Raw genomic sequence first — 21858 nt, 5'->3', positions numbered from 1 at the left:
TTTAAAAAAATGATCCGTCAGGGCGGATCATTCTTCCTTTACGCCACGGGTATAATGGCCGGTCGTGATCCCGCCAAGGGCTATCTCCCGGATCCGCTCTTTTGGGGTTTTCCTGCTGCCCGCCCCTTTTTTCCTGCTCTTTTCATCAGGAGCGAGCGCTTCGCGGTAGATCTTCACCATCTCCTGCGCATAGGCCCCGGGCCGTCCCCGGGCATCGATAACAAGGGCATCGACACCCATTGCGGCGAGCTCCGGCAACGCTTCGATCAGGCTGGTTTCAGCTGCATTGAAGATATGGCTCCGGCATGCCCCGTCCGTCCGTACCGGGAGCAGGTGGCCGGTCTCGTCCCGGACCCCGATCCAGCGGCTCCGTGCGCAGGATCCCGAACGTTTCCTGCACGAGGTCAGTATAGCATGCAGGCAGTCTTCGGTCACCATGGTCTCTAAAGAACCCTGCACGAAGATGCCCAGCTGCGGCCTTGCCGGATCGTTCTGTACGGTTTTTATGAGAAGGGCGCACTCGTCCCCGGAGAGTTCCGGGGAGAGCAGGAGCCATCCGAAACCCTGGCGGGAAAATGCACGGACGGTTTCTGCATTGAACACGTTTAAGCCAAACGAACCTGCAAGCCCGATTTCCGGCGCAAGGGCAGATATCGCGGCAGCGGTGCCCGGATTGTCGACCATGCAGGCGTCGAGCCCGACCGTCAGGAGCCGGGGAATGAGGATACGGAGCCCTTCCATCTCGGTTTCACGGGTGATCCGGGGCAGTTTCCAGATAAGACGGGAGTGCTTTTTCCTGCACACCGTCAGGGCTGCCCGCAGGGCAGCCTCGGTCCGGATCAGTCCGTCCTCGTCGTTTTTCTGATCCCGGCACGGGAAACCGGCCGGTTCAAAACAGATGGCAGCAGTCCCGGCACCTGCCCCGGCCTCGACTGCTTCGAGCGTATCGGCAAAGAGGACGATCCCGCAGCTGTGCCGGGCATTTCCCGCAGGAGTAGTCGGAGTCTCCCGGAGCCGGGAAGTATAGTGTTTGAGGCGCTGCTCTGCGGCCCTGACTTCTGCCGGCACCGGCCGGGATACTGCAACCAGTTCCGCTTCGGCCCGGGCAAAGAAGTCACGCCGCATCTGGTTGATCCCGCTGACCGGGGCAAACCGTGTACCGTCGTACTCGAGCGAAAGGTTGGCAACGGCAAACGGTGTTCCCCCGGTCTTTGTAAGCTGCTCTGCCAGCTGTTCCGGAGTGAGCGGGCGCGATCGGGCCGGTTCCATTCTGGGGCCGGGTGTTCCCTCCACCATTACCGGGGATCTGCCGGGCGGGCAAATGGTACCGGTCATGGTCAGGAGTCCTTCGGCATCGACACGCACGGCCAGATCGACCGGCACCGGGTGGCTGAGATCCGGGGATGAGGAGCCCGCGATCTGCCGGGCGCGGGCGGCAAGGTCAAGCGAAGAGGTAAGGTAGACCAGGGTTCCTTCGATCACCGGGCGTGCAACGGTCATCTCGATCCCTTCCTTTGTCACCACCGGCTCGCTGTTGAGGGCACAACCCCATGCAGCGGCAGGATGTTCGTGGCTGGAGAAGAGGATCCCGTCCCCGGGATGCAGGGTAATGGGCCGGTCGGGGACGATTGTTACCGTGCGTCTCCTCTGGTCGAAACAGGCGACCTTTCCTATACACAGGCCGCGGTTATCCGGCCGCTCCCTTCCCATCAGGTCGCGGAGCCGGTCGCCCATGAGGTACCCCTTTGTGAACTCACGGTTGAAGGCCAGGTACAGGTCGCGCTCCACAGATGCGTCCGGGGTAAAGGTGCCTGCTGCCGCGGCATCGAGCGCACGCCGGTACGTGGAGACCACGATCGCCACGTACTCCGCGGACTTCATCCGCCCCTCGATCTTGAGCGAAGCCACCGGGGATCCGGCAAGGGTGCCGATGTCGCGGTACGTCCAGAGATCCTTTGGCGAGAGGAGGTAGTGCTCCTTTGTCGGGACATCGCCGAGATCCGTGGGCCGCCCGTACTTGTCGGTCTTTCCTTCGACAAGGGTGTAACGCTTCCGGCACGGCTGGGCGCACATACCCCGGTTCCCGCTCCGCCCCCCGATAACCGAGGAGAGCAGGCACTGGCCCGAGTAACTGTAGCAGAGGGCTCCGTGGGCGAATACTTCGAGCCCGACCGGGAGGTCGCGGGTTTCTTCTGCGATCCTCCCGATCTCGGCAAGGGAAAGTTCCCGGGCAAGCACGACCCGAGAAAATCCCTGCCCGTACGCCCAGCGCACCCCGTCGGCATTGTGGATCGTGAGCTGGGTCGATGCATGCAGGGCAAGGCCGGGGACGATCTCCCGGGCAAGAGCTGCAATACCGGGATCCTGCACGAGGACGGCGTCGGCGCCCATTGCATAGAGCCGGACAAGATATGCAGCAACACCATCAAGCTCCCGGTCGTGGATCAGCGTGTTGACGGTCACATACACCCTCACCCCCCGTGCATGGGCGTACGCAATTGCAGCAGCCATCTCGTCGTCGGAAAAGTTCTTTGCAAACCTCCGTGCCCCGAAGTGTTTCCCGCTCAGGTAGATGGCATCGGCCCCGGCAGCAACCGCTGCCCGGAACGCTTCCGGCGATCCGGCGGGTGCGAGCAGTTCGGGGATTTTTTTAGTGGGGATGGTGTTTCTGGATTCGGACATAAAAACCTCGTTTCAGGAGAGGAACAACCGTATCGCGCCGAGGGTGGCAAGGGTGGTTATCGCCGCTGCGACGATGTAGCCGGCCATGGTGATCCCAAACGACCGCACGCCGCTCCACCCAAAGAGCCAGGAGACCGGTGCGCAGATATAGACGCCGATCAGGATCTCGCAGGGAAAGAGGCCGAGGATGCCATACCGGTCGAACATCCGCGACCGCGTGGCAATGGCATGGATCCGGGCAAGGAGTCCGGCGACACGGTTTGAGGTACGGCCGATGGCGTCGAGGATGCCATAGATTCCAAGGAAGATCCCGGCCTCGACGGCTGTTGCAGCGCAGAATACATAAGCGGCAGGGAGACCAAGGCCGATCCCGATCGGGATCGCCCCGTACTCGATGAGGAAGGCACTCGCAATGAGGCCGTACACCGGGGCAAGGGGAAGACCGAGCAGGATGGCTGCCCCAAGTGGCAGGACGATTGATGGGAGGATGCAAGCGGCAAGTGCCATGCCGGTCCGCCGTGCCGCTTCCAGAACTGCCGCCCGCTCCATAACTAGTAACAGCATACTGTCTACCCGGGAGGGGATAAACCGGTATCCCCGGGGAAAACGGTGCAGGCGCATCTTTTTGTGGCGTTAAGGCGAACGCTTCAGGTACATGCAGATCGTTGCTTCGCTTACCGATCCCCTGCTGGCCGGCCGGGCACAGGAACAGGGTGCTGCCATGGTCGAGCTCCGCTTCGACTTAATCGATGGCGACCCGGTTGCGGCGGTAACGCAGTGTAGAGAGCACTGTTCCCTCCCGATCATCGCCACCTACCGTTCCGCTCAGGAAGGCGGCCGGTACTTCGGGAGCCCGGAGGAGTGGAAGGCGAAGGTCGCCCCGCTCATCCCGCTCGTGGATTATGTCGATGTGGAGCAGCAGTTTGCACGGGAGGCCGGGCCGGTAAAGGAGGCAGGAAAGCGGATCATTGCATCCCACCATGCGGCCCGGATGCTGCCGCTCCATGTCCTCTTTGTGCTGGAACAGGAGTTACGGGCCTACGGGGATATCCCGAAGATCATCGTGACTCCCGAGAACGAGGACGATGTCCTCAACCTTGCCGCGTTCACCCGGGCGGCAAAAAAACCGATCTGCACCGGGGTCATGGGCGAACGGTTCCGATATGCCCGGGCGATCCTCCCGCTCTTTGGTTCGGAGCTCGTGTACTGTCACACGGGTGATGCGACCGCTGCCGGGCAGTACTCGGTCGAAGAGTTCGTGGCCATTAGAAAACTGCTCGGGTAAATCGGAAAACATTTATGTCCCGTTGAAAAATAACGAGTGATATGATACCCCTGGTATTTGTCATTGTCCTCGGGGTATTTTTTACCACAGTGCACATCGCGCTTGCCTGGTATGCCATCCTCCTTGAAGGGATTGCAGAATCAGCACTGATCTTTATCGCACTTGCCCCCATCAATACCTGTTCGACGGGAATTATCGCTAAAGGCGCCCGAACCGGTTCCGGTCTCCTATAAAAAAAGCAGACCACAACTCCCTAAAACCAGACCTCCCCATATCATACCACACGGTACAAAAGGCCCCGCATGATCACCAGTTACCTCTATGAAATTATCGTCATCTTTGCCGCGGCAATCGTTATCATAGCCCTTGGCAACCGGTTCAGGATCCCCGGTATTGTCGGGTTTATTGTCACGGGCCTCGTGATCGGCCCGTACGGTCTTGGCCTGATCCAGAATGTCACGGTTGTCGATGGCCTTGCCGAGATAGGGATCATCTTTCTGCTCTTTACCATCGGGATGCAGTTCTCGTTTAAAACGCTTTACGAGATGCGGAAGATCGTCCTTATCGGCGGGACGCTCCAGGTCCTGGGCACGATCCTTGCAACCCTGGCGATCACTTCCGTTTTCGGCATGCCGTTTAACAAGGGGATATTCCTTGGCTTTTTGATCTGCCATAGCAGTACGGTCATTACCCTCAAGATCTACCAGGACCGGGCAGAGATGGACAGCCCGCAGGCCCGGGCAACCATCGGGATCTCCCTGTACCAGGATATCATCACCGTCCCGATGCTGATTGCGCTTCCTCTCCTTGCCGGGGAGACCTCCGATGTTTCCGGGTCGCTCATGAGCCTCGGAGTAACGCTCGCGCTCCTCCTTGCATTTGTCTTTGCGGTATCAGCATTTTTGATCCCCCGCATCATGAACCGGGTTACCGGGACCCGGAACCCCGAGATCTTTCTCTTAAGTATCATTTTAATCTGCTTTGTCGTCACGTATATCACGTCGAGCGTCGGCCTCTCGATCGCCCTTGGCGCGTTCCTTGCAGGGATCACCCTCTCGGAGTCGGAGTATTTCCACCAGGCCTTTGCGAGCATCATCCCCTTCCGCGACATCTTTACCAGTTTCTTTTTCATCTCGATCGGGATGCTCATCAACCTCTGGTTCGTGATCCAGAACCCGGTCCTTATCGTCGTCCTTGTGCTCGGCATCTTCGTGCTCAAGACCGTGATAGCGGCAGGGGCGACCATCTCCATCGGGCACTCGCTCCGCACCTCGGTGCTTGCCGGCCTTGCTCTCTGTAACATCGGTGAGTTCGCCTTTATCCTCTCGATCCCGGGGACCCAGTACGGCCTCTTTACCCCGGCCGAAGAACAGATCTTCCTTGCTGTCACGGTAATCTCGATGTCGCTTACCCCTCTTATGATCTCCACAGGGCCAAAAATGGCGGATTTCTGGTGCCGGCGGCCGGCCCTCTCGCGGTTCAATGGCGTGGATAAAGTCGGGGACTCGGAGCGGGCCAAAGAGCCGCACCTGGAGGACCATCTTGTTATTATCGGGTTCGGGCTCAACGGCAGGAATCTTGCGCGGGCGGCGAAGACCGGCGGAATCGCGTACCGGATCATCGATCTTAACCCGGATACCGTGGCAAAGGAGCGGGAAAAGGGCGAACCCATCATCTTTGGCGATGCAACGAGCGAGTCGATCCTTTCCTATGCAGAGGTCGGGAAGGCACGGATCCTTGTTATCGTGATAAACGACCCGGCCTCTACCCGATCAATCATCCAGCTTGCCCGGCAGATGAACCCGCACTTGTATATCATTGTCAGGACCCGGTTTATGACCGAGGTAAAAAAGCTCCACGAACTTGGGGCGGACGAGGTGATCCCGGAGGAGTTCGAGACCTCGCTTGAGATCTTTACCCGGGTGTTGAAGAAATACCTGGTCCCGAAGACTACCATCGACGGGCTGGTTCACGAGATCCGGTCAAAGACCTACGAGATGTTCCGGAGCCCGTCGGAACCCGGGGTCGATCTTGTGGATCTCAAGATCACTCTCCCGGACAGCGATATATCGGTCCTTGCGATCTCCGGCGATTCCCCGGTTGCGGGAAAAAGCCTGCAGGAATTAAACGTGCGCCGGGAGTACGGGATCTCAATCCTTGCCATCCGGAGGGAAGGCCGGATTATGGAGAACCCGGACGGTGACTGCCTGCTCGAACCGGCCGACGAGGTGATCGTTATCGGGCCACCTGCACGGATCGCACAGTTTGCCGCCACCCTCTCTCCTCTGCAGGCTTCCTGAACTATCCCGCAGGATTATCATAAAGGGAGATACCACAGTTTCCCTCTTTTGTACGCACCACGTGGAACTGATATTCCTGTTAGCAGGGGTCACGGGCCGGCCTCCCCCTTTTCCGGAGGGGGGGTAGTCCCCTCTCTTTTATATGCCTGGGGAGGTGGAGGGTCTGGCACGAAAAAACCTGGAAGGGGTGTGGGGGCATCCCCAATGTATGCGTAGAGGGGGTACCCCCTCCCTGCCATGCGATCACCCCGCCCCCCCTGATCGTGACCGAAGGGGTGGTCCCCACCCCCTCTTTCACCTGATGTTCCATGCGAAACACGCCTTTAGGGATTGGAAACAGGGGGGGATAGTCCCCCCTCTCTCTTACAGAACGGGGGGTGGGGGTACATTTGCCAAAAAACAAAACCGGGGGGAGGGGGGTGTCGGGAATTTTGGATGGCACCCCCCCGCCCGGAACTTTTGGGGAGGGGTGGGGGCAGGGGACCCTGTTTTTGGTAAGGGTCACTGGATTCGAAAACACACTATTCCCGGAAACGTCCGATACGGTAGATCAGAGCTCCCGATCACACGAAAATGCGAGGGAAGGGATTCGAACCCTTGAACTCCTTCGAGGCTGGACCCTAAATCCAGCGCCTTTGACCGGGCTTGGCAACCCTCGCTCTGCCGGGTATATTGGTCGGGCGGAAATAAAGAGGGTATCGGGCAGATTCGCTTACCCTGCCCCATGCCCCCCTTACATCTCTACCTTGGTAACGACACCATGGATCTTGTCGGACGGCAGCCGGTAGAACTGCACCACCGAAGGAGTGAGGTGTTTTATCGCGCCGAAGATCTTCCAGGCAATGTGGTTTGTCACGATATCCTCCATACCGTAGAAGATGGTCTTCTCATCGATATCGGCATCTTTGAGGATCGTCGAGATATCCACGATCTCCATATACCCGAGATAGACCTCGAAGATCGAGAGGCCCGGGGTCAGCTCACGGGTCACACCCCACGTCACCCCGAACGGTTGCTCCGTGCGGATGATCGAGATGATGATGTTCTCCTCGTACACGATGTTGTTCGTAAACATCGTCCGGGGAATGTACTGCGGGATCAACCGGAAATCCCGGGCGAAATAGAGCGCCGAGCCGGAAATCTTGTTGACCGATTTGTAGAGCGCATTGAACTTTGGCAGGAACTCATCGAGCGGGACCGGCGTGAGGGACTGTGCCAGGCGCCGCTGGCCGTTGGTATAGATCAGGATGATTGCCAGCGGGATCGAGGCTATCAGCAGCGACCAGTACCCGCCCATCGGGATCTTGTGGAGGTTCGAGAGGAGGAACACCGACGTCACGATCAGCACAAAGAGGGATACGAAGCTCTTGAGGATCTCGCCCCGCAGCACCAGGATCCAGAGGATCAAAATGGCGGTAATGGTCATCGTCCCGCACACCGCAAGCCCGTAGGCATGGGTGAGGTTGCTTGAACTCCTGAATATGGCAATGACCACAAGGACCGCGCACAAGAGCATCCAGTTCACGATATCGATGTAGATCTGGGACCGCAGGTGGGGCGAGGTGTACTCGATGTGCAGCAGCGGCAGGATCCGGGTGGTGATACCCTGGTACACGATAGAGAAGATCCCGGAGATCATTGCCTGCGATGCTATCACGGTGGCGGCGATGCTCAAGAAAAGGAACGGGATGTATAGTACCTGTGCTTCGGAGAAGATCATCTCGAAAAGGACGTTTGTCGTGCCCGGGTGGGTCATTAAAAACGCACCCTGCCCGAAGTAGTTGATGGCAAGGGCAAAGAAAACCAGGTACCACGCCTTGACGATGGGTTCGCGGCCCAAGTGGCCCATATCGGCATAGAGCGCTTCGCCCCCGGTGGCGCACAGGATGACTGATGAGAGGATCAAAAACCCTGCGAGAATGTTCTGCCCAAGGTAATTGATGGCATACATCGGGTTGACGGCAAAGACAACCTGAGGCGCAAAGAAGAGGGCAACAAATCCCGAGATCGCGAGCGCCAAAAACCAGATCACCATCACCGGCCCGAACGCCCATGCCACCTTGTCGGTGCCCCGGGCCTGGAAGGTAAAGAGGCAGATGGCAATGACCGCTGCAATGATCATCAGGACGATCTGAGCGGTATTCTCAAACCCCGGGATTAAGAGGATACCTTCGACGGCGGAGAGGATACTGATCGCGGGCGTGATAACGCCGTCGCCAATAAAAAGCGAGATGCCGATGATGGTCAAAAGGGAGACGAAAGCGACCTGGTGACCGGATTTGAGCATCGGGAGGAGGATCTCTTTTAACACGATCGTCCCGCCCTCCCCTTTCTTGCCCAGGTGCATGGCAAGGAAGGTGTACTGGACCGTTACAAGGATGGTCATCGTCCAGAATATGAGGGAGAGGATGCCCATCACGTTCCCCGGTGTGGGGGTGGTAAAAAGGAAGATGGCGGTCAGCGTATAGATAGGGCTCGTCCCGATATCGCCAAATACGAGCCCCATCGATTTGACGACCGAAGGCATCGCCACGTGATCCCGAAGCATTTCTGATTTACGCGTGGGGACATATAGGGTATATTAGTTTCTCTTTATTCGGGTCCAAAGAGCCAAAAAACCGGCAATTTCCCCATTTTAAGCAACAGGTGCGGGTTCGGGGGCCTTGTGCTCATCGGTCCAGATGCGGTAGCTTTTGAGCAGCAGCACGATAATAAGGGGCCCGAGGACAAAGCCGACCAGGCCGAGGGTCAGGATGCCGCCGATGATGCCAATGAACATGATGACCGGGTGGATCTTGACCCGCCGCCCGACAAGGACCGGCCGGACATAGATCTCGGGCAGCGCCGAGACGACAATATACCCCAGGATAAAGAGGATGAGGACGCCCTGCATGTCGCCGAGGGCAAGAGCATATGCCCCGATCAGGATAAAGGCAATGGACGACCCGAGGATTGGGATCAGTTCGCAGAACGCGGCAAGGAACGAGTAAAAGAGGATATTCCCGTACCCGAGCAGGTAGAAGACCGGGAGGGCAATAAAAAAGGTCAGGACCGCAATCGCGATCTGGACTACGTAGATCACATAAAGGGTGTCGACCGCGACCGGGGTGAGCTGGGTATAATAGGATTTGACCGGTTCCGGGAGGTGTCCGCCGACCCGGTCGTAGAGATTTTTCCCCTTGATGAGCAGCAGGAAGAACGATCCGAAAAAGACGATCGCCTTGATCATGATAAGTGTCAGGTTCGCGGTGATCGTTCCCCAGTAATTGACAAAAAGGGCATCGCCTTCCGCCAGCCACGATGCGAGCGTCTCCCGGGCGACCGGTACCCCGAAGGCGCCCGGGTGCGTTGCCGGGTCTGAAAGCCAGGTGCCGATGGACCGGAAGATCTCGTCAAGGACGCCGGCATTTGCCCGGAGGATCGTGAGGGTAACAAACAGGGTTGCCGCGATTGCCGCAAAGAGTGCTATCGTTAGAAGTGCGGCCGATGCGCCGGGCCGCATATGCCGGGAGAGACGGGTATGGACCGGGAAGAGCACCACGGCAATCGAACCCCCCAAAACAACCATGTCGAGCACCGGCCAGAAAACCGCCAGTGCGATAAGGGTAAGGAAGAGGACAATCAGGAACGGGTACAGATCCCTGTCGATACGGGGCATGCTTATCAGACAGGTTTGCCCGGCATCTGCTAAATAGATACGGTAAAAAGACCTGCGGCCGGCGGTTGCCTTTCCAGCACAACCCATAACAATACCGGAGCGCCAACTATCTTCTCACTCTGACATGAAGCGGATCGATCACTTCGCCATGATCGTCCACGATGTGGGACGGATCTGCCGGTTCCTCGGCTTTGTCTCGCTGGTACCCTTTGTCGTACTGGCAATCTTCCAGGAATGGGACATGATCCTGCCAATGGCGACAGCTCCCCTGGCATTTCTTGGGGTCGGGTACCTGTTCCTCCAGGTCCCTGCCCGCGATTACGAGCCCCCGGTCTCGATTGCGCTCGTCGCGGTAGCCCTTGCATGGTTCCTGCTCGCACTCATCGGGGCGCTCCCCTTCGTCTTCGGCCTCAATATGTCGTATACCGACAGTGTCTTTGAGGCAATGTCGGGCTGGACGAGCACCGGCTTTACCATGATCTCTTCGGTCGATCTCGCCCCAAAAACCCTCCTCTTCTGGCGGACATTCATGCAGTGGATCGGCGGTATCGGGATCATCGCCTTTGGGATCTCGATGCGCCGCAGGACCCAGGTATCCCTTTTCCAGATCTTCCGGTCCGAGGGAAAACCAGAAGACCTCATGCCCAACCTCATGTCAACCGGCTGGCGCATGTGGAAGATCTACATTTTTCTGACCTGCATGTTCACCGGCCTTATCATGCTTACCGGCATTTCCCTCTGGGATGCCCTCAACCTTGTCATGGTTGCGATCGCCACCGGGGGCTTTACCATCCATTCTTCAGGGCTTGCCTATTACAACAACCCGTGGCTTGAAGGCCTGCTCATCCCGGTCATGCTTGCCGGGGCAATCCCGTTTAAACTCTATTTCCTGATGTACCGGGGAAAGATGGACGCGCTTATCCGGGACAAGACCGTCCGACTCCTGCTCCTCATCGCCCTTGCCGGATCGGTGATCGTATCGCTCGAACTCTATCTCTTCAACAACCTGGCGCTTACAACCGCATTCCGGCAGGGAGTATTTGTCTCCGTATCGGGACTCTGTACCTGCGGCCTCCAGAACTCCGATGTCCACGCATGGGCGGCCATCCCTCTGGCAGTCCTCTCCCTCCTGGTCTTTATTGGGGGCGCGATGGGGAGCATGGCCGGGGGGATCAAGGTCAACCGCATCGCGCTTGCCTATGAAGGGATGAAGTGGTGGTTCCGGCGGTTCTTTGCGAGCAGCAGGGTGCTTATACCCTTCCGGTACGAGGGACGCATGCTCTCCCGGGAGATGTCCGAGATGGAGATCTCAAAGAACATGCTCGTGATCGCGCTCTATGTCCTTACGATCTTTACTGCCACGCTCCTGTGCCTGCACCTGTACATCACCTCGTTCCGGCTCGACGAGGTGCTCTTTGAATGTATCTCCGCGCTCTCGAACTCAGGGATCTCTGTCGGGTTCCTTACTGCTGCAAGCCCGTTTGCCATCAAATGGATCTTCATTGTCCTGATGTGGCTGGGGCGTCTTGAGATTGTACCGGTGATCATCATGGTGATGGGTATCTCGAAAGGAATACGGGACGAACTCTTCTCCGAACCACCGGTCCATGCCGTAGCGTCGCCCAATAAAATTGACGACGAACCGGTCTAAAAAGGACAGACCTTTTTTCATTTGGTCAGGTGCGTACGTTTTTGTCATGCCCCTGCGTATGATATGACAGTGAGGTATGCAGCGATGAAGTTCAGGTACCTTTTCGTTATCATGTGCGCCATTGTCCTTGCCGCCCTGTCTGTGGCCGGGTGCACCCAGACCGCCCCGCAGCAGGCTGTTGTTACTACCGCTCCGCCAACAACAACTGAGATCCCCACCGCAGTGGCGACCGATTCCGTTTGCGGGATCGAGAACTGCCACGGATACACCGTCCAGTGCGGCCCGAACGTTGCCACCGCATGTCCCAATGATATCGATGCCGGGGACCGGTGCAGGAAATATGCAACCTGCCAGGTTGTGAGCGGCACCTGCCAGGCGGTCAAGGATACAAAATACGACAAGTGCGGAGCATGTGTCCAGCAGTGCGAGAGCACGTATTACAACAATCCCAACCAGCTTAACGACTGTGCAGACCGGTGCACATAAAAAAATCTCCCGGGCACTCTCTTTTTATTCCATATTCAGTTGGGGTAACCGGTCGGGACAATCGATCTTTGTATCGGATGGCTGAACCGCGGGTTACAATGTACGGCGGTCGTAGCTAGAGAAACGACCGGATCCCGGAGAAGAGAAGCGGCGAGAAGAACCGGATGAGTGAGGGGTTTTTTATAAGGATCCCGGCAAGTTTTCCCGGCCGGTCCATATCGCCGTGTTTCACGATAGTATCGACAATCTCCGGTGCTGCCATCGCGGCGATCATCCGGTCGAGCGTCTCCGGGGAGAGGTGACGGCGCATCAGAAACAGGCGGTAGCCGAGGGCGAGCTCTTTCCCGATGTCCGCCTGCCAGCGACTCTCGTATTCCGCTAAGGCCGTATCAGAGAAATCGTCCTGCTCGCAGCAGAGCGCTGCTACTGCTGCCGCATGGCGGGCCGTACGGATACCGGTATAGACGCCGCCGCCCGAGGTCGGTTTTGCAAATCCTCCCGCATCCCCGGTAAAGAGTGTCCGCCTTCCATAGGTCTTTGGCATGACCCCGAGCGGGAGCGTGCCGGTCACCATGTGCAGGTCTGACGAAAGGCCGATCCGCCGGATAAACGCGGCGAACCGTTCGGGAACCTGTGTCGTGCCGCAGAGCCCCGCCCGGACACGGCCGTCTCCCGACGGGATGACCCAGCCGAAGAAGTCCTCCGATGCACCGGGCCAGAGTTCCACAAGATCCCGTTCCCGGGCGAGCCGGCCTTCCGCCTGGATGCCGGCAAGGTATGTCCGGGCCCGCTCCATCCCGTAGAGGCGTGCGATCGTGCTCCTGGGGCCGTCTGCGGCGATCAGGATCCGGAACCGGATATCCCCACGCCCGTTCATTCCCCGGGTGACCACCCGGTCTTCCTTTACCTCGCAGACCGCGGTCTTTGTCAGGAAATCGGCCCCGGTATCGGCTGCGGATTTTGCGATCTCCCGGTCAAGGATCCCCCGGTCTACGACATGGGCTTTGGGGACCTTTGCATCGATGGTCAGCACCTGCCCGTCCCCGGCAATCACCCGGGCACCCGTTACCGTGTTCAGGATCGATCGCGGCCCGGCTTCGCATTCGGCAAATGCGGCAAGCGAAAGAAGGCCTGCGCACTGGACCGGGTACCCGATCGTCCCCTGTTCCTCGATACAGAGCACGGACAGGCCGGCTTTTGCACATTCCCGGGCTGCGGAACTCCCCACCGGTCCTGCACCGGCAACGATCACATCATATACCGGGGACATGGTAATTACAGGCGCTAAAAAAGGGTATTCTGTGGTTACTGGGGTGGCTTCTCATCCTGCGTTGTCGTGCATACCATCTCCTCCTTCGCCGCTGTTTCCCCGGGTACTTTTACCGGGAATTTGCAGGTCTTAAGAATCAGGACATGCGGGGGGACCGGCACCTGTGAGTTGTCCTTGAGGGAAAATCCCATGGCCAGTGCAAACAGGCCGAACACAAACGAGACCGTCCCAATAACAGTCATAAGCAGGTAGGTCTGGCTGGCGGGAACATACTGCATGAGCACCGCGAACAACACAACACTCGCTACAATTACTCCCCCTACCAGGTAGTATTTACTCCGCGGGTGGGTGAGCGCAAGCGCGATTCCCGAGTATGCGGCATAGAATGCCAGCACGGCTATGGCAATGATAAAGAGCAGTGCAATGCTGTCGGTAAACAGTGTTGCCACGATTCCCACGAGGAGAAGGCCGGCGGCGCAGATGAACCAGAAGAACGATTCTTCGGCCGGGGAGGTGATCGCAATCAGGATACAGAGGACGATACCGGTAACGAGGATGATCCAGAATATCCCCAGGAAGAATGCCAGAAGGGACGCGGGCACGATCAGCGCGAGACCTCCGAATATGACACCGATTAATCCTTTGAGGAGGCAGGAGAGTTTCGCATCCATAGAAATACGTCACTGTCCTCGCGTTAATAGTTTCTCCCTGCCGTGATCGTTACAGGAAAACGGGTATCTTTGCCCGATCATCGGACATGCCCGGATCTGCCTGCGTTATGTCCCCCCCCCATAATTTACTCACGTTTCGTCAGGTTTATCTCCGATCTTGGCAATGTATTTCATCACGTGTTTGGCAGATTCCCGCTGGATTATTCCCATGACGACCAGGAGATCAAGATCAGGCTTTCCGATACCGGCAGCCTCTTAAAGTACGAGCGGGAATGCCGAGGCAGCCGCGAGGAGCGGTACCTGGGCAGATCGTTTTCCGCCATCCATATCTACCCGGTCGAGCCGGTCAATCTCCCTGAACCGCTCACCCAGTACCTGGAGATTGCATTTCCCCCGGTAGTCCTGCCGCCCGGCGCCGAGCAGACGGTTTATGTGAAATTCCCGGTCGAGATCGGCGTGTTCCTCGAATCGAACGGGAAGCAGTCTCCGCTTGATGTATTCTCGCTCGTGCCCGTGAAGTTCTCGCTGTACGGTCTGCCGAGTTCAGGCCTGATCACGCGCTGGTTTAAGAGCGACATCTACCCGGAAATCCCCTCAGTCGACATGTACCGCGAGGGTGTCATGGCCCTGACCCTGAAAAACTGCCGGACGGAAAATGCAAAGGTGAGCCGGGCGGTCTTTGACAGCAGCTCGATGTGCCTCTACTATGGCACCCGGGTGGCAATGACCGCAACCCTCGAAGTGTTCTCGGAATACCTTGCCCGCACCACGTTTACCGATGCCGCCCCGCCGGACTGCCCGAACCGGGCCATCGACCTGTACCGGGCAAGCTCGTTTGCGCTGAGCACGACAAAAGGCTGTTTCATGGAGGCGGGTACGAGTTGAGCATCACTGATATCATTGGCCTTGCCCTGCCGAACTGGACGGGCGTTGAATCCGATGTTACCTCGGACAAAAACCTCTTTGCAACGGTCAGTCCGCGCGACATCCTCTTCTTTTTTGTCGGGATCGTCATTGCGTACATCCTCGGCCTTATCATCAGCCACCATGTCCGGATGCGCATGAGCCACCGGCTCAAAAAAGACCAGCTGGACATCCTGACCGGGTTTATCCGGGCCATCCTCATCATTATTGCCGTCGGCCTCTCCCTTCCCGGCCTGCTTGACTTAAGCGTGACCATCATCCTCATCTGTATCGCCGGCGTTATCGCGATCATCGCGCTCTCCAGCCAGAAGGTGATCTCGAACATGGTAGCAGGTGTCGCGCTCCTGTACGAGAGCCCGTTTGCAACCGGGGACTATATCAGCACCGGGGGGGTCGAGGGTACGGTTATCGCGGTCCGGCTTTTCTCGGTCCGGATCCGCACCGGCGAAGGAATCTATGTCCATATCCCCAACGACCAGATCTATTCGACCGCGGTATCGAACGTCCATGCAAACGTTGCCCGCCGGTTCGAGTACCGGGTGGGTATCCGCTACCAGGACGATACGAACCGGGCCATTGCCATTATCCGGCAGCTCCTCGAAAAGCACACGTTTGTCCTTGAAAACCCTGCGCCGGCGGTTTTTGTCAGCGATATTACCGCCGACAGCGTTCTCCTCTCGATCCGTGCGTGGTTTCCCTCGAACTGGCAGCTCACCAAGGACGATATCTCGCGGACAACCTCCATCCTCCCGAATGTCAAGGATGCACTGGAAGCAGCGGGTATCGAGATGCCCTATGGCCAGCGGGTGGTCTGGTTTGCAAACGAGCCGTCTTCCGTAAAGGATCCGGCTGCCGGGAACGGTCAAAAATAAAAAAAAAAGGATCAGAGCCGGTTAAAACCGAAGAATTCGATCCCGAGGAACCGCTCCATCAGGTAGAGAATGCCAAAGAAGAGACCCGCGTAGAGCACGAAGCTGACGAGGAACTCCACCCACCCGGTGATCCCCGTGTACGACATGATGATATTCGAGAGTGCGTTTGCTATGATGATGGCAACAAGGATGCCCGCGAAAAAAATGACCCATTTCTTGATCTCTGCTGAATCCATGCAGGTACCATAGGGCATCCCCGGGTATTAAACCTCCCAAAACCCCCCGTTGGGGAAGATCCATACGAAACGGTTATAGGCTTGCCGGAAGGAGTGTACGGGTATGGATGAGGCCGAAGCACCGAAGGTACGGAGCATCACAACCACACTGTTAACCCTTGCCCTCGCCGGTATTGCAATCGTGGTCGTCCTGGTCTTTTTTCAGGGCATGACCGCCCAGCCCCAGGTGCTGCAGGCAAGCCCGAACTGGACGCTCGTCTCCTGCCGCGATGCTACCGGGATCCTTATACCGGCAATCAATAACGGGGAGGTCACCGCGCAGTTTAACCGCGACGGAAATATTACAGGATTTTCGGGGTGCAACCGGTACGTTGCGGCATTCATAAAAAACAATGACCGGATCCGGATCACCTACCCCCTCCATACCGACAATACCTGCAGCGATGCCGGTCTCATGCAGCAGGAAGCCAGCCTTTACCGCAACCTTGCAGCGGCAGCCTCGGTGAACACCGGCCCCTCGGAACTCGACCTCCTCGATGCAAACGGCGCCACCCTTCTCAAATTCCACCGGCAGTGACCGGGAACGCGTGTGTACCGGGAAAGTATTTCCCCTTGCCCCCGCATACACCCGGAACAGACAAACAACAGGTATTTTTCAGGCAGGCCGGTGAAAAGCGCACCTTTCGGGTGCCTGGCATGCCCTGGAGATGATCCCTATATCCTCACACAACCTTCGCGAACCGCTCAACAGGATCCTCGAAGAGAGCGCCCGGGTAGCAGACCTGGTCCGGGACAAGACCTTCGAGGAGTTCGTGCAGGAACCGGCAACCTATGCTACGGTCGTATCCTGCATCCAGAGAATCGACGAGGCAGCGCACGGCATCCCTACCATTGTCCGGGTAAAGTACGCCCTGCTGCCCTGGAACGAGATCGCCGCGCTCAAGGCCGAGTTTATGGAGGCGGACGCACACCTCCGCCCCCGGGTGGTCTGGAAGATCAGCACGGAAGCTCTCCCCCGCATCCGGCCGCTGGTCGAGAGCCTCATCGACGAGATTGAGAAATAGTTCCCTTTCTTAAGGGATGCCTGCCAGAACCGGTTTTAGGGGATCCAACGAATGCTTAAAAAACCCCGAGCCGATGAATATAGGTATGGACGAGCAGCCCCCTGTTTTACAAGAGGGATCTCCCGAAACGGAAGACCTCCCTGTAGCTCCGCCTGTACCCCAACCGATGGGCTGGAAGTTCTGGGCGGTGATGGGGCTCATTGCCATCCTTATCTGCCTGATTGCGTATTTCCAGATAGAAACGGCGAACCACCCGGTGCCGGTCAGCCTTGCCGGGACAAGCTGGACGCTTGCCTATTATTCCACGGGGAACAGTACGCTTGTGCCCGTGACTGCAGCCACCACGGCAACCCTTGAATTCGGGCCGGGCAACACGACCGGGCTCTCCGGCTTTACCGGCTGTAACCAGTACCGGTACGAGTATACCCTCCGGGCTTCTGCCTTCACCGTTGACCGGAGCTCGGGGACGATCACCAAGATGAACTGCCCGGGGCAGGGGATCATGCAGTTCGAATCCGCGTATCTGGAAAACCTAAAGAACACGACATCCTTCTCCTCCCGTAACGATCACCTGTACCTGTACGACCAGAACCAGAAACTGCTCCTGATCTTCACAACCGCGACCCGGTAATTTTTTGCCCGGGGTCCCACACTCTTTCATACGTCTTTTTCATCCCTTTTTTTAATCAGCCCGGGTGAACGGTGGCAAAACGAGATCTTGTCTCCGCCAGCATATGCCAACATTAAAAACTCCTGCCGTAAACACATTATCCGGTAATAAAGGAGCCCGGTATCATGGAAGCAAAGAGCGAGAGGAGAGACGGGGTGCTGGTCTTTTTCATCAACGGCCGGCTGGATGCATTCGGGGCACAGCAGCTTGACGAGTGGATCAAGGGAGCGCTGCACGATGACGATAAGGATCTGGTGCTCGACCTTTCGGGATCCACCTACCTCTCCAGCGGGGGGCTCCGGACCTTCAATATCCTCAAAAAAGAGACAAAGCGGCGGAACGGCCGGTTTGTCCTTTCCGCTGTGGGAGAGTACCCGAAAAAAGTACTCGACATGGCCGGGTTCTCCACGATCTTCGAGATCTTTCCCACCACCGATGCCGCAATAGAGGATATCAAGAAGAAACGAAAAGATCCCACGCTCTTTAACGAGATCTTCTATAAGAAGATCGAAGCCGAGGGCGTCTCCCTGACCATCGAACCCGGCTGGATGACCGCACCCCCGGTCCTCCGCGTTACCGGGGACTTAAACAAACTCCTCCATGCCCGGCTCACAAACGACGATATCAAGACCCGGAAGTTCTCCGAGATCACGTACTCGCTCGGCCTTGGGGCGCTCGGCGCCGACAAGAACGAAGCGGGCTCGCTCCTTGGCGAGATGATCACCCTGTACGGTTCGATGGTCTGGCTTCCCACCGACGGAAACAATACGCCGGACTTTATGACCCCGCTCGATGCCGATGCAGATGTACCGGTCTATACGGGATTCAACGTGACGTTGGACGGCCCCTTTAACGAATACCTCACGCTCGACACACAGAAGCCGGAGGGCGTGTCGGTCGCGGATATCTACCGCATGATCCTCTCCGGTGCATCGGAACGGGTCAGGAGTTACAAGGGGATCGTTGCCGTGGCGATCTGGGGTGTGCTCTCGGGGCTTGCAAGTTCCGGGATCAAGAAAGCACCGGTTGCCGGATCCGGCCTCCCCGACGGGGCGTCCATCATGGACCCGGCCCAGGCCGGGATCTGGATGGCATCGGATACCGGCATGTCCTACAAGGGAGACACCCTTGTCAGCTTCGGCTTCGGGATCGATCTCGCAAAGGCGGCGTCCGGCTACCCTGCCGAACGTATTGCCGATATCTGTTCGGCAAACGGCGAGTCCAAAAAGGCAATAGCGCTCCATAACCACGGCGTGGTCTTCCGGGGTATCCCCTATAACCCGACCCTTGACCTCAATTCCCAGGTCAAAAAAATCGTGAGCGAGGGGACGTTTGTCGATATGCGCCACCTTCTCGACAGCACCCGGCTCAAACGGGCAAAGATCGGCGTTGCCTATATCCAGGATATCGTAAAGGAACAATAATTCTTTTTTTATCAGGGATTATCCGGGTACCCTTCCCTGCAAAGACTTCTTTTTCGTCAGGGTGAGGATATTTTTCCCCTGTTCGTACCGGTAGGTTGCGCTGTCGGTTACCCGTCGGATCAAAAAGATACCCAGCCCGCCAATCCCGCGCTGGTCGATATCCGCCGAGGTATCGGGTTCGGGGACACTGAGCGGGTCGAATGCCGGGGCACTGTCGCTGATCTCGATCGCGATCTCGTCGTCACCCCGTGTGCACCGAATGGTAATAGTGCCCGGGGTTTCCTCATACCCGTGCTTGATCACGTTGGTGATCGCTTCTTCTACTGCCAGCTGGAGGTCGAGGATCTGGTCGTCGGAGAACCCCATGGATTGCATACACTGCTCCAGTTCCGCGGAAATTCTCGGGATCTCCTCGAGGTGAGAGGGGATGACGATATCAGGCGGCACAGTCATGGTTTTCCACCGGAATGCTATCAGCTATGGTTTGCATTCCCTCGTACATAAACAAGTCAGTATCTTCCAATAGGAGAAAGATTATCACGGGTTGTGTACGATACTTTAACGAATCTAATACCATAATTTTAGTCGTTTAGAGGACAGGAAATGGAGATTACCATAACTGCACAGGGCGTGGCCTCGGTGCTCGCCGTTTGCGGACGTGTCGATACCGTAACGGCGGGGGACTTAGAGTCCGCCATCAACGGCCTTATTGAAAAAGGCAACCGTAAACTGCTCCTCGATTTCGAAGGGGTATCCTATATCTCCAGCGGCGGCCTCCGGGTCCTTCTTGCAACCGCGAAGAAACTGCGTAACGATGGCGACAGGTATGCGCTCTGCCGGCTTTCCCCCGAGGTGCAGAAAGTCATGAAACTGGCAGGATTCACCTCGATCTTTTCCATCTATGCTTCCCCCGAGGAGGCACTTGCCGGCTGGTAACGGCAGCGGGCTGCTGTCGTCCCGGACCTGGCAGCCGTTCCCGGATCTGCCGGGGTTCTCAATCTTTCCCGAGATCCGCAAGGCCGATGTGATCTCTTCCAACGCTTACCTGATACGGACGCCGGACTGCCTGCTCCTTATCGATCCCGGCGGACTCGCTTCGCAGGCAGAACTTCTTATCGCAGAGATCGCCCCCTGTCTCGCAGCGGGCGATCTTCCCCTCGTCGTGCTCCTGACCCACGCCCATGTCGATCACTTCACCGCGCTGCAGGAACATCCCCTGTTCCTCGATACCGGTCGCGTGATCCTCGCAGTACAGGAGATCGGGGCACGGGCCATCGGGACGCATGATACTGCACTGACTCAGGCAGAAGTCCTTGGCCGGGACTTTACACCGCTGCCTGTCGGTATCCGTCTCTTTGCAGAGGGGGAAAATACGGAGGGGAAATCCCCGCGGGAGTTTGTGCTTCCCTGCGGGGTCACGGCCACCCTCTCCCGCGAGGATGTCCCCCGACAGTCCGGGCTAATCCTGAAACGCGAGGTGCTCGCTCTCCCCCGGGGGACACGGGTGGAGCTGTACCATACGCCCGGCCACAGCCCGGACAGCACCTGTATCCGGATCGGGAAGGTACTCTTTATCGGCGACCTCCTCTTTGCCGCAAACCCCGGCGTTGCCGGGCTGCACGGCTGGGACCAGGATGCGCTGATCGGATCGCTCGATCGGATGCTTGGGATCTTACAAAGCGGGGAGGTGGATATGGTCTGCCCGGGCCACGGCAGGATCATCTCCTCCGCACAGGCATGCACCATGCTCGAAGGCGTCCTTACCGATGCACGGGCCCTGACCGGTATTGCCGAACTCAACCGTGAGCGGGCGGAGGAGACGGCACGGTTCGCCGAGGACTGCATGGAAGAGATAAACGAGCTTTTTACCATCCTTGCAGGCCGGCTCTACTATGTTGCGCATGTCATGGACGAGCTGGGCGAGACAGACCTGGCCGCACAGGCCGGCACACTGATCGATGCAAAGGAACTCGACAACCTCCTCGCGAGTTTCCAGGATTTTGCCGATGCCCACCATGCACAGGACTATGTCTCGATCCACCTGGCGCTCAAGGCCGGGCAGGTGATAGGGAAACTCGAACGGTCGTTTATGAAGGACGAGCTCGCAAAGATCGTCGATATCTCCCTGGTGCGCCGGGCAGAACGGCTGCTCTCGTCGTACTCGTCGATGCTCCGGGGGTTTACGCCCCCGCAGGACCGTGAGACCTGCGAACTGTGCCCGCTTATCGAATCGGTTATCATCGGCCTTACCGGCCCGTCCTGTTCCGATGACGACATCCTTGCCTCGACCGACGATGCCGAGGCATTCTGCCGGCTGCTCGTGGCGCGACTGGGCACCCGCCCGCTCTTCGACGACGTCAGGGTGTCCTTCGAACGCGGTACGGGCGATCCCCGGGCACGTATCGACCGCGACCTCTTCTCCGACCTCCTGATCTATCTCTTCGAGGACCTGGTGGGCACCGGTGCGGAAACGATTGCGGTCTCGGTTTTGGGGGACGGGACTGCCCGTACCGTGCTGAAGATCGCCGGTACCGGAAGGATGGCGGGTGCCAGGGATGCAAAAAACGTCAGGGGTTTCTTTACCCGGCTCTGCGAGCGCTCGGGCGGGCACCTGGAGGCAGAAGGTGTTCCCGGCGGACGTTCGTATACGATCGCGCTCTGACCT

21 protein-coding genes and 1 tRNA gene are annotated in these 21858 nt (G+C 58.0%); 13 read left to right on the top strand and 9 right to left on the bottom strand.

Features of this window, described 5'->3' with window-relative positions:
* Positions 1 to 27 precede the first annotated feature (27 nt).
* Both BP758_RS03590 and BP758_RS03585 read right to left on the bottom strand, forming a co-directional pair.
* The gene (locus BP758_RS03590) at positions 28 to 2682 is read right to left on the bottom strand and encodes a U32 family peptidase (protein WP_292368780.1); all 2655 of its coding nucleotides are present in this window, start codon (positions 2680 to 2682) and stop codon (positions 28 to 30) included.
* 12 nt (positions 2683 to 2694) lie between these two features.
* Positions 2695 to 3246, bottom strand: a complete 552-nt coding sequence (locus tag BP758_RS03585) for a hypothetical protein (RefSeq protein WP_292368778.1) — start codon at positions 3244 to 3246, stop codon at positions 2695 to 2697.
* Between the two features lie 91 nt (positions 3247 to 3337).
* Between BP758_RS03585 and BP758_RS03580 the strand changes: the two genes are divergently transcribed.
* The 3 genes from BP758_RS03580 to BP758_RS03570 all read left to right on the top strand — a co-directional run bounded on the left by BP758_RS03580 (position 3338) and on the right by BP758_RS03570 (position 6267).
* On the top strand, positions 3338 to 3967 hold the full coding sequence (locus tag BP758_RS03580) for a type I 3-dehydroquinate dehydratase (protein ID WP_292368776.1): 630 nt from the start codon (positions 3338 to 3340) through the stop codon (positions 3965 to 3967).
* 41 nt (positions 3968 to 4008) lie between these two features.
* Positions 4009 to 4200 (top strand): hypothetical protein, encoded by a 192-nt coding sequence (locus BP758_RS03575; protein ID WP_292368774.1) that lies wholly within the window; start codon positions 4009 to 4011, stop codon positions 4198 to 4200.
* 69 nt (positions 4201 to 4269) lie between these two features.
* Positions 4270 to 6267, top strand: coding sequence for a monovalent cation:proton antiporter family protein (locus tag BP758_RS03570; RefSeq protein WP_292368772.1), 1998 nt, complete (start codon positions 4270 to 4272; stop codon positions 6265 to 6267).
* A gap of 574 nt (positions 6268 to 6841) precedes the next feature.
* Here BP758_RS03570 and BP758_RS03565 read toward each other — a convergent pair.
* From BP758_RS03565 to BP758_RS03555, 3 genes are all read right to left on the bottom strand, one after another.
* Positions 6842 to 6926, bottom strand: a tRNA-Leu gene (locus BP758_RS03565).
* A 74-nt stretch (positions 6927 to 7000) separates the two neighbouring features.
* Positions 7001 to 8815, bottom strand: coding sequence for a KUP/HAK/KT family potassium transporter (locus BP758_RS03560; RefSeq protein WP_292368770.1), 1815 nt, complete (start codon positions 8813 to 8815; stop codon positions 7001 to 7003).
* 87 nt (positions 8816 to 8902) lie between these two features.
* The gene (locus BP758_RS03555; RefSeq protein WP_292368768.1) at positions 8903 to 9925 is read right to left on the bottom strand and encodes an AI-2E family transporter; all 1023 of its coding nucleotides are present in this window, start codon (positions 9923 to 9925) and stop codon (positions 8903 to 8905) included.
* A 124-nt stretch (positions 9926 to 10049) separates the two neighbouring features.
* Between BP758_RS03555 and BP758_RS03550 the strand changes: the two genes are divergently transcribed.
* Together BP758_RS03550 and BP758_RS03545 are read left to right on the top strand one after the other, a co-directional pair.
* Positions 10050 to 11576: a TrkH family potassium uptake protein gene (locus tag BP758_RS03550; RefSeq protein WP_292368766.1), complete on the top strand. Its 1527-nt coding sequence runs from the start codon at positions 10050 to 10052 to the stop codon at positions 11574 to 11576.
* Positions 11577 to 11639: 63 nt separating this feature from the next.
* Positions 11640 to 12062, top strand: a complete 423-nt coding sequence (locus BP758_RS03545; RefSeq protein WP_292368764.1) for a hypothetical protein — start codon at positions 11640 to 11642, stop codon at positions 12060 to 12062.
* A gap of 115 nt (positions 12063 to 12177) precedes the next feature.
* Here the strand turns inward: BP758_RS03545 and BP758_RS03540 are convergent, their stop codons facing one another.
* Both BP758_RS03540 and BP758_RS03535 read right to left on the bottom strand, forming a co-directional pair.
* A complete protein-coding gene (locus tag BP758_RS03540) occupies positions 12178 to 13332 on the bottom strand; it encodes a geranylgeranyl reductase family protein (protein ID WP_292368763.1) in 1155 nt (384 codons plus the stop codon).
* A gap of 35 nt (positions 13333 to 13367) precedes the next feature.
* Complete coding sequence (locus tag BP758_RS03535; RefSeq protein ID WP_292368762.1) at positions 13368 to 14003, bottom strand: hypothetical protein; 636 nt, start codon at positions 14001 to 14003, stop codon at positions 13368 to 13370.
* Positions 14004 to 14180: 177 nt separating this feature from the next.
* Between BP758_RS03535 and BP758_RS03530 the strand changes: the two genes are divergently transcribed.
* Positions 14181 to 14888, top strand: a complete 708-nt coding sequence (locus BP758_RS03530) for a DUF432 domain-containing protein (protein ID WP_292368760.1) — start codon at positions 14181 to 14183, stop codon at positions 14886 to 14888.
* Positions 14885 to 15799: a mechanosensitive ion channel family protein gene (locus tag BP758_RS03525; RefSeq protein ID WP_292368758.1), complete on the top strand. Its 915-nt coding sequence runs from the start codon at positions 14885 to 14887 to the stop codon at positions 15797 to 15799. Before BP758_RS03530 ends, BP758_RS03525 begins: the two co-directional genes overlap by 4 nt.
* Positions 15800 to 15810: 11 nt before the next feature.
* Here BP758_RS03525 and BP758_RS03520 read toward each other — a convergent pair whose 3' ends face one another.
* Positions 15811 to 16035: a hypothetical protein gene (locus BP758_RS03520; RefSeq protein ID WP_292368756.1), complete on the bottom strand. Its 225-nt coding sequence runs from the start codon at positions 16033 to 16035 to the stop codon at positions 15811 to 15813.
* Positions 16036 to 16138: 103 nt separating this feature from the next.
* Here BP758_RS03520 and BP758_RS03515 point away from each other — a divergent pair, with 103 nt between their 5' ends.
* From BP758_RS03515 to BP758_RS03500, 4 genes are all read left to right on the top strand, one after another.
* Positions 16139 to 16612 carry an META domain-containing protein gene (locus tag BP758_RS03515; RefSeq protein ID WP_292368754.1) on the top strand — a complete coding sequence of 158 codons (474 nt, stop codon included), beginning with the start codon at positions 16139 to 16141 and terminating at the stop codon, positions 16610 to 16612.
* A gap of 130 nt (positions 16613 to 16742) precedes the next feature.
* The gene (locus tag BP758_RS03510; protein WP_292368752.1) at positions 16743 to 17099 is read left to right on the top strand and encodes a DUF86 domain-containing protein; all 357 of its coding nucleotides are present in this window, start codon (positions 16743 to 16745) and stop codon (positions 17097 to 17099) included.
* Between the two features lie 166 nt (positions 17100 to 17265).
* Positions 17266 to 17730: an META domain-containing protein gene (locus BP758_RS03505; RefSeq protein ID WP_292368750.1), complete on the top strand. Its 465-nt coding sequence runs from the start codon at positions 17266 to 17268 to the stop codon at positions 17728 to 17730.
* A 164-nt stretch (positions 17731 to 17894) separates the two neighbouring features.
* Complete coding sequence (locus tag BP758_RS03500) at positions 17895 to 19193, top strand: STAS domain-containing protein (RefSeq protein ID WP_292368748.1); 1299 nt, start codon at positions 17895 to 17897, stop codon at positions 19191 to 19193.
* 18 nt (positions 19194 to 19211) lie between these two features.
* Here the strand turns inward: BP758_RS03500 and BP758_RS03495 are convergent, their stop codons facing one another.
* On the bottom strand, positions 19212 to 19646 hold the full coding sequence (locus tag BP758_RS03495; RefSeq protein WP_292368746.1) for an ATP-binding protein: 435 nt from the start codon (positions 19644 to 19646) through the stop codon (positions 19212 to 19214).
* 150 nt (positions 19647 to 19796) lie between these two features.
* Between BP758_RS03495 and BP758_RS03490 the strand changes: the two genes are divergently transcribed.
* Both BP758_RS03490 and BP758_RS03485 read left to right on the top strand, forming a co-directional pair.
* Positions 19797 to 20129 carry an STAS domain-containing protein gene (locus BP758_RS03490; RefSeq protein ID WP_292368744.1) on the top strand — a complete coding sequence of 111 codons (333 nt, stop codon included), beginning with the start codon at positions 19797 to 19799 and terminating at the stop codon, positions 20127 to 20129.
* On the top strand, positions 20116 to 21855 hold the full coding sequence (locus BP758_RS03485; protein ID WP_292368742.1) for an MBL fold metallo-hydrolase: 1740 nt from the start codon (positions 20116 to 20118) through the stop codon (positions 21853 to 21855). Before BP758_RS03490 ends, BP758_RS03485 begins: the two co-directional genes overlap by 14 nt.
* Positions 21856 to 21858 lie beyond the last annotated feature (3 nt).

The sequence above is a fragment of the Methanoregula sp. UBA64 genome, assembly GCF_002502735.1.
Taxonomy (GTDB): domain Archaea; phylum Halobacteriota; class Methanomicrobia; order Methanomicrobiales; family Methanospirillaceae; genus Methanoregula.
Note: the sequence above shows the minus strand (reverse complement) of the source record. Positions and strands in the feature narration are given on the sequence as shown.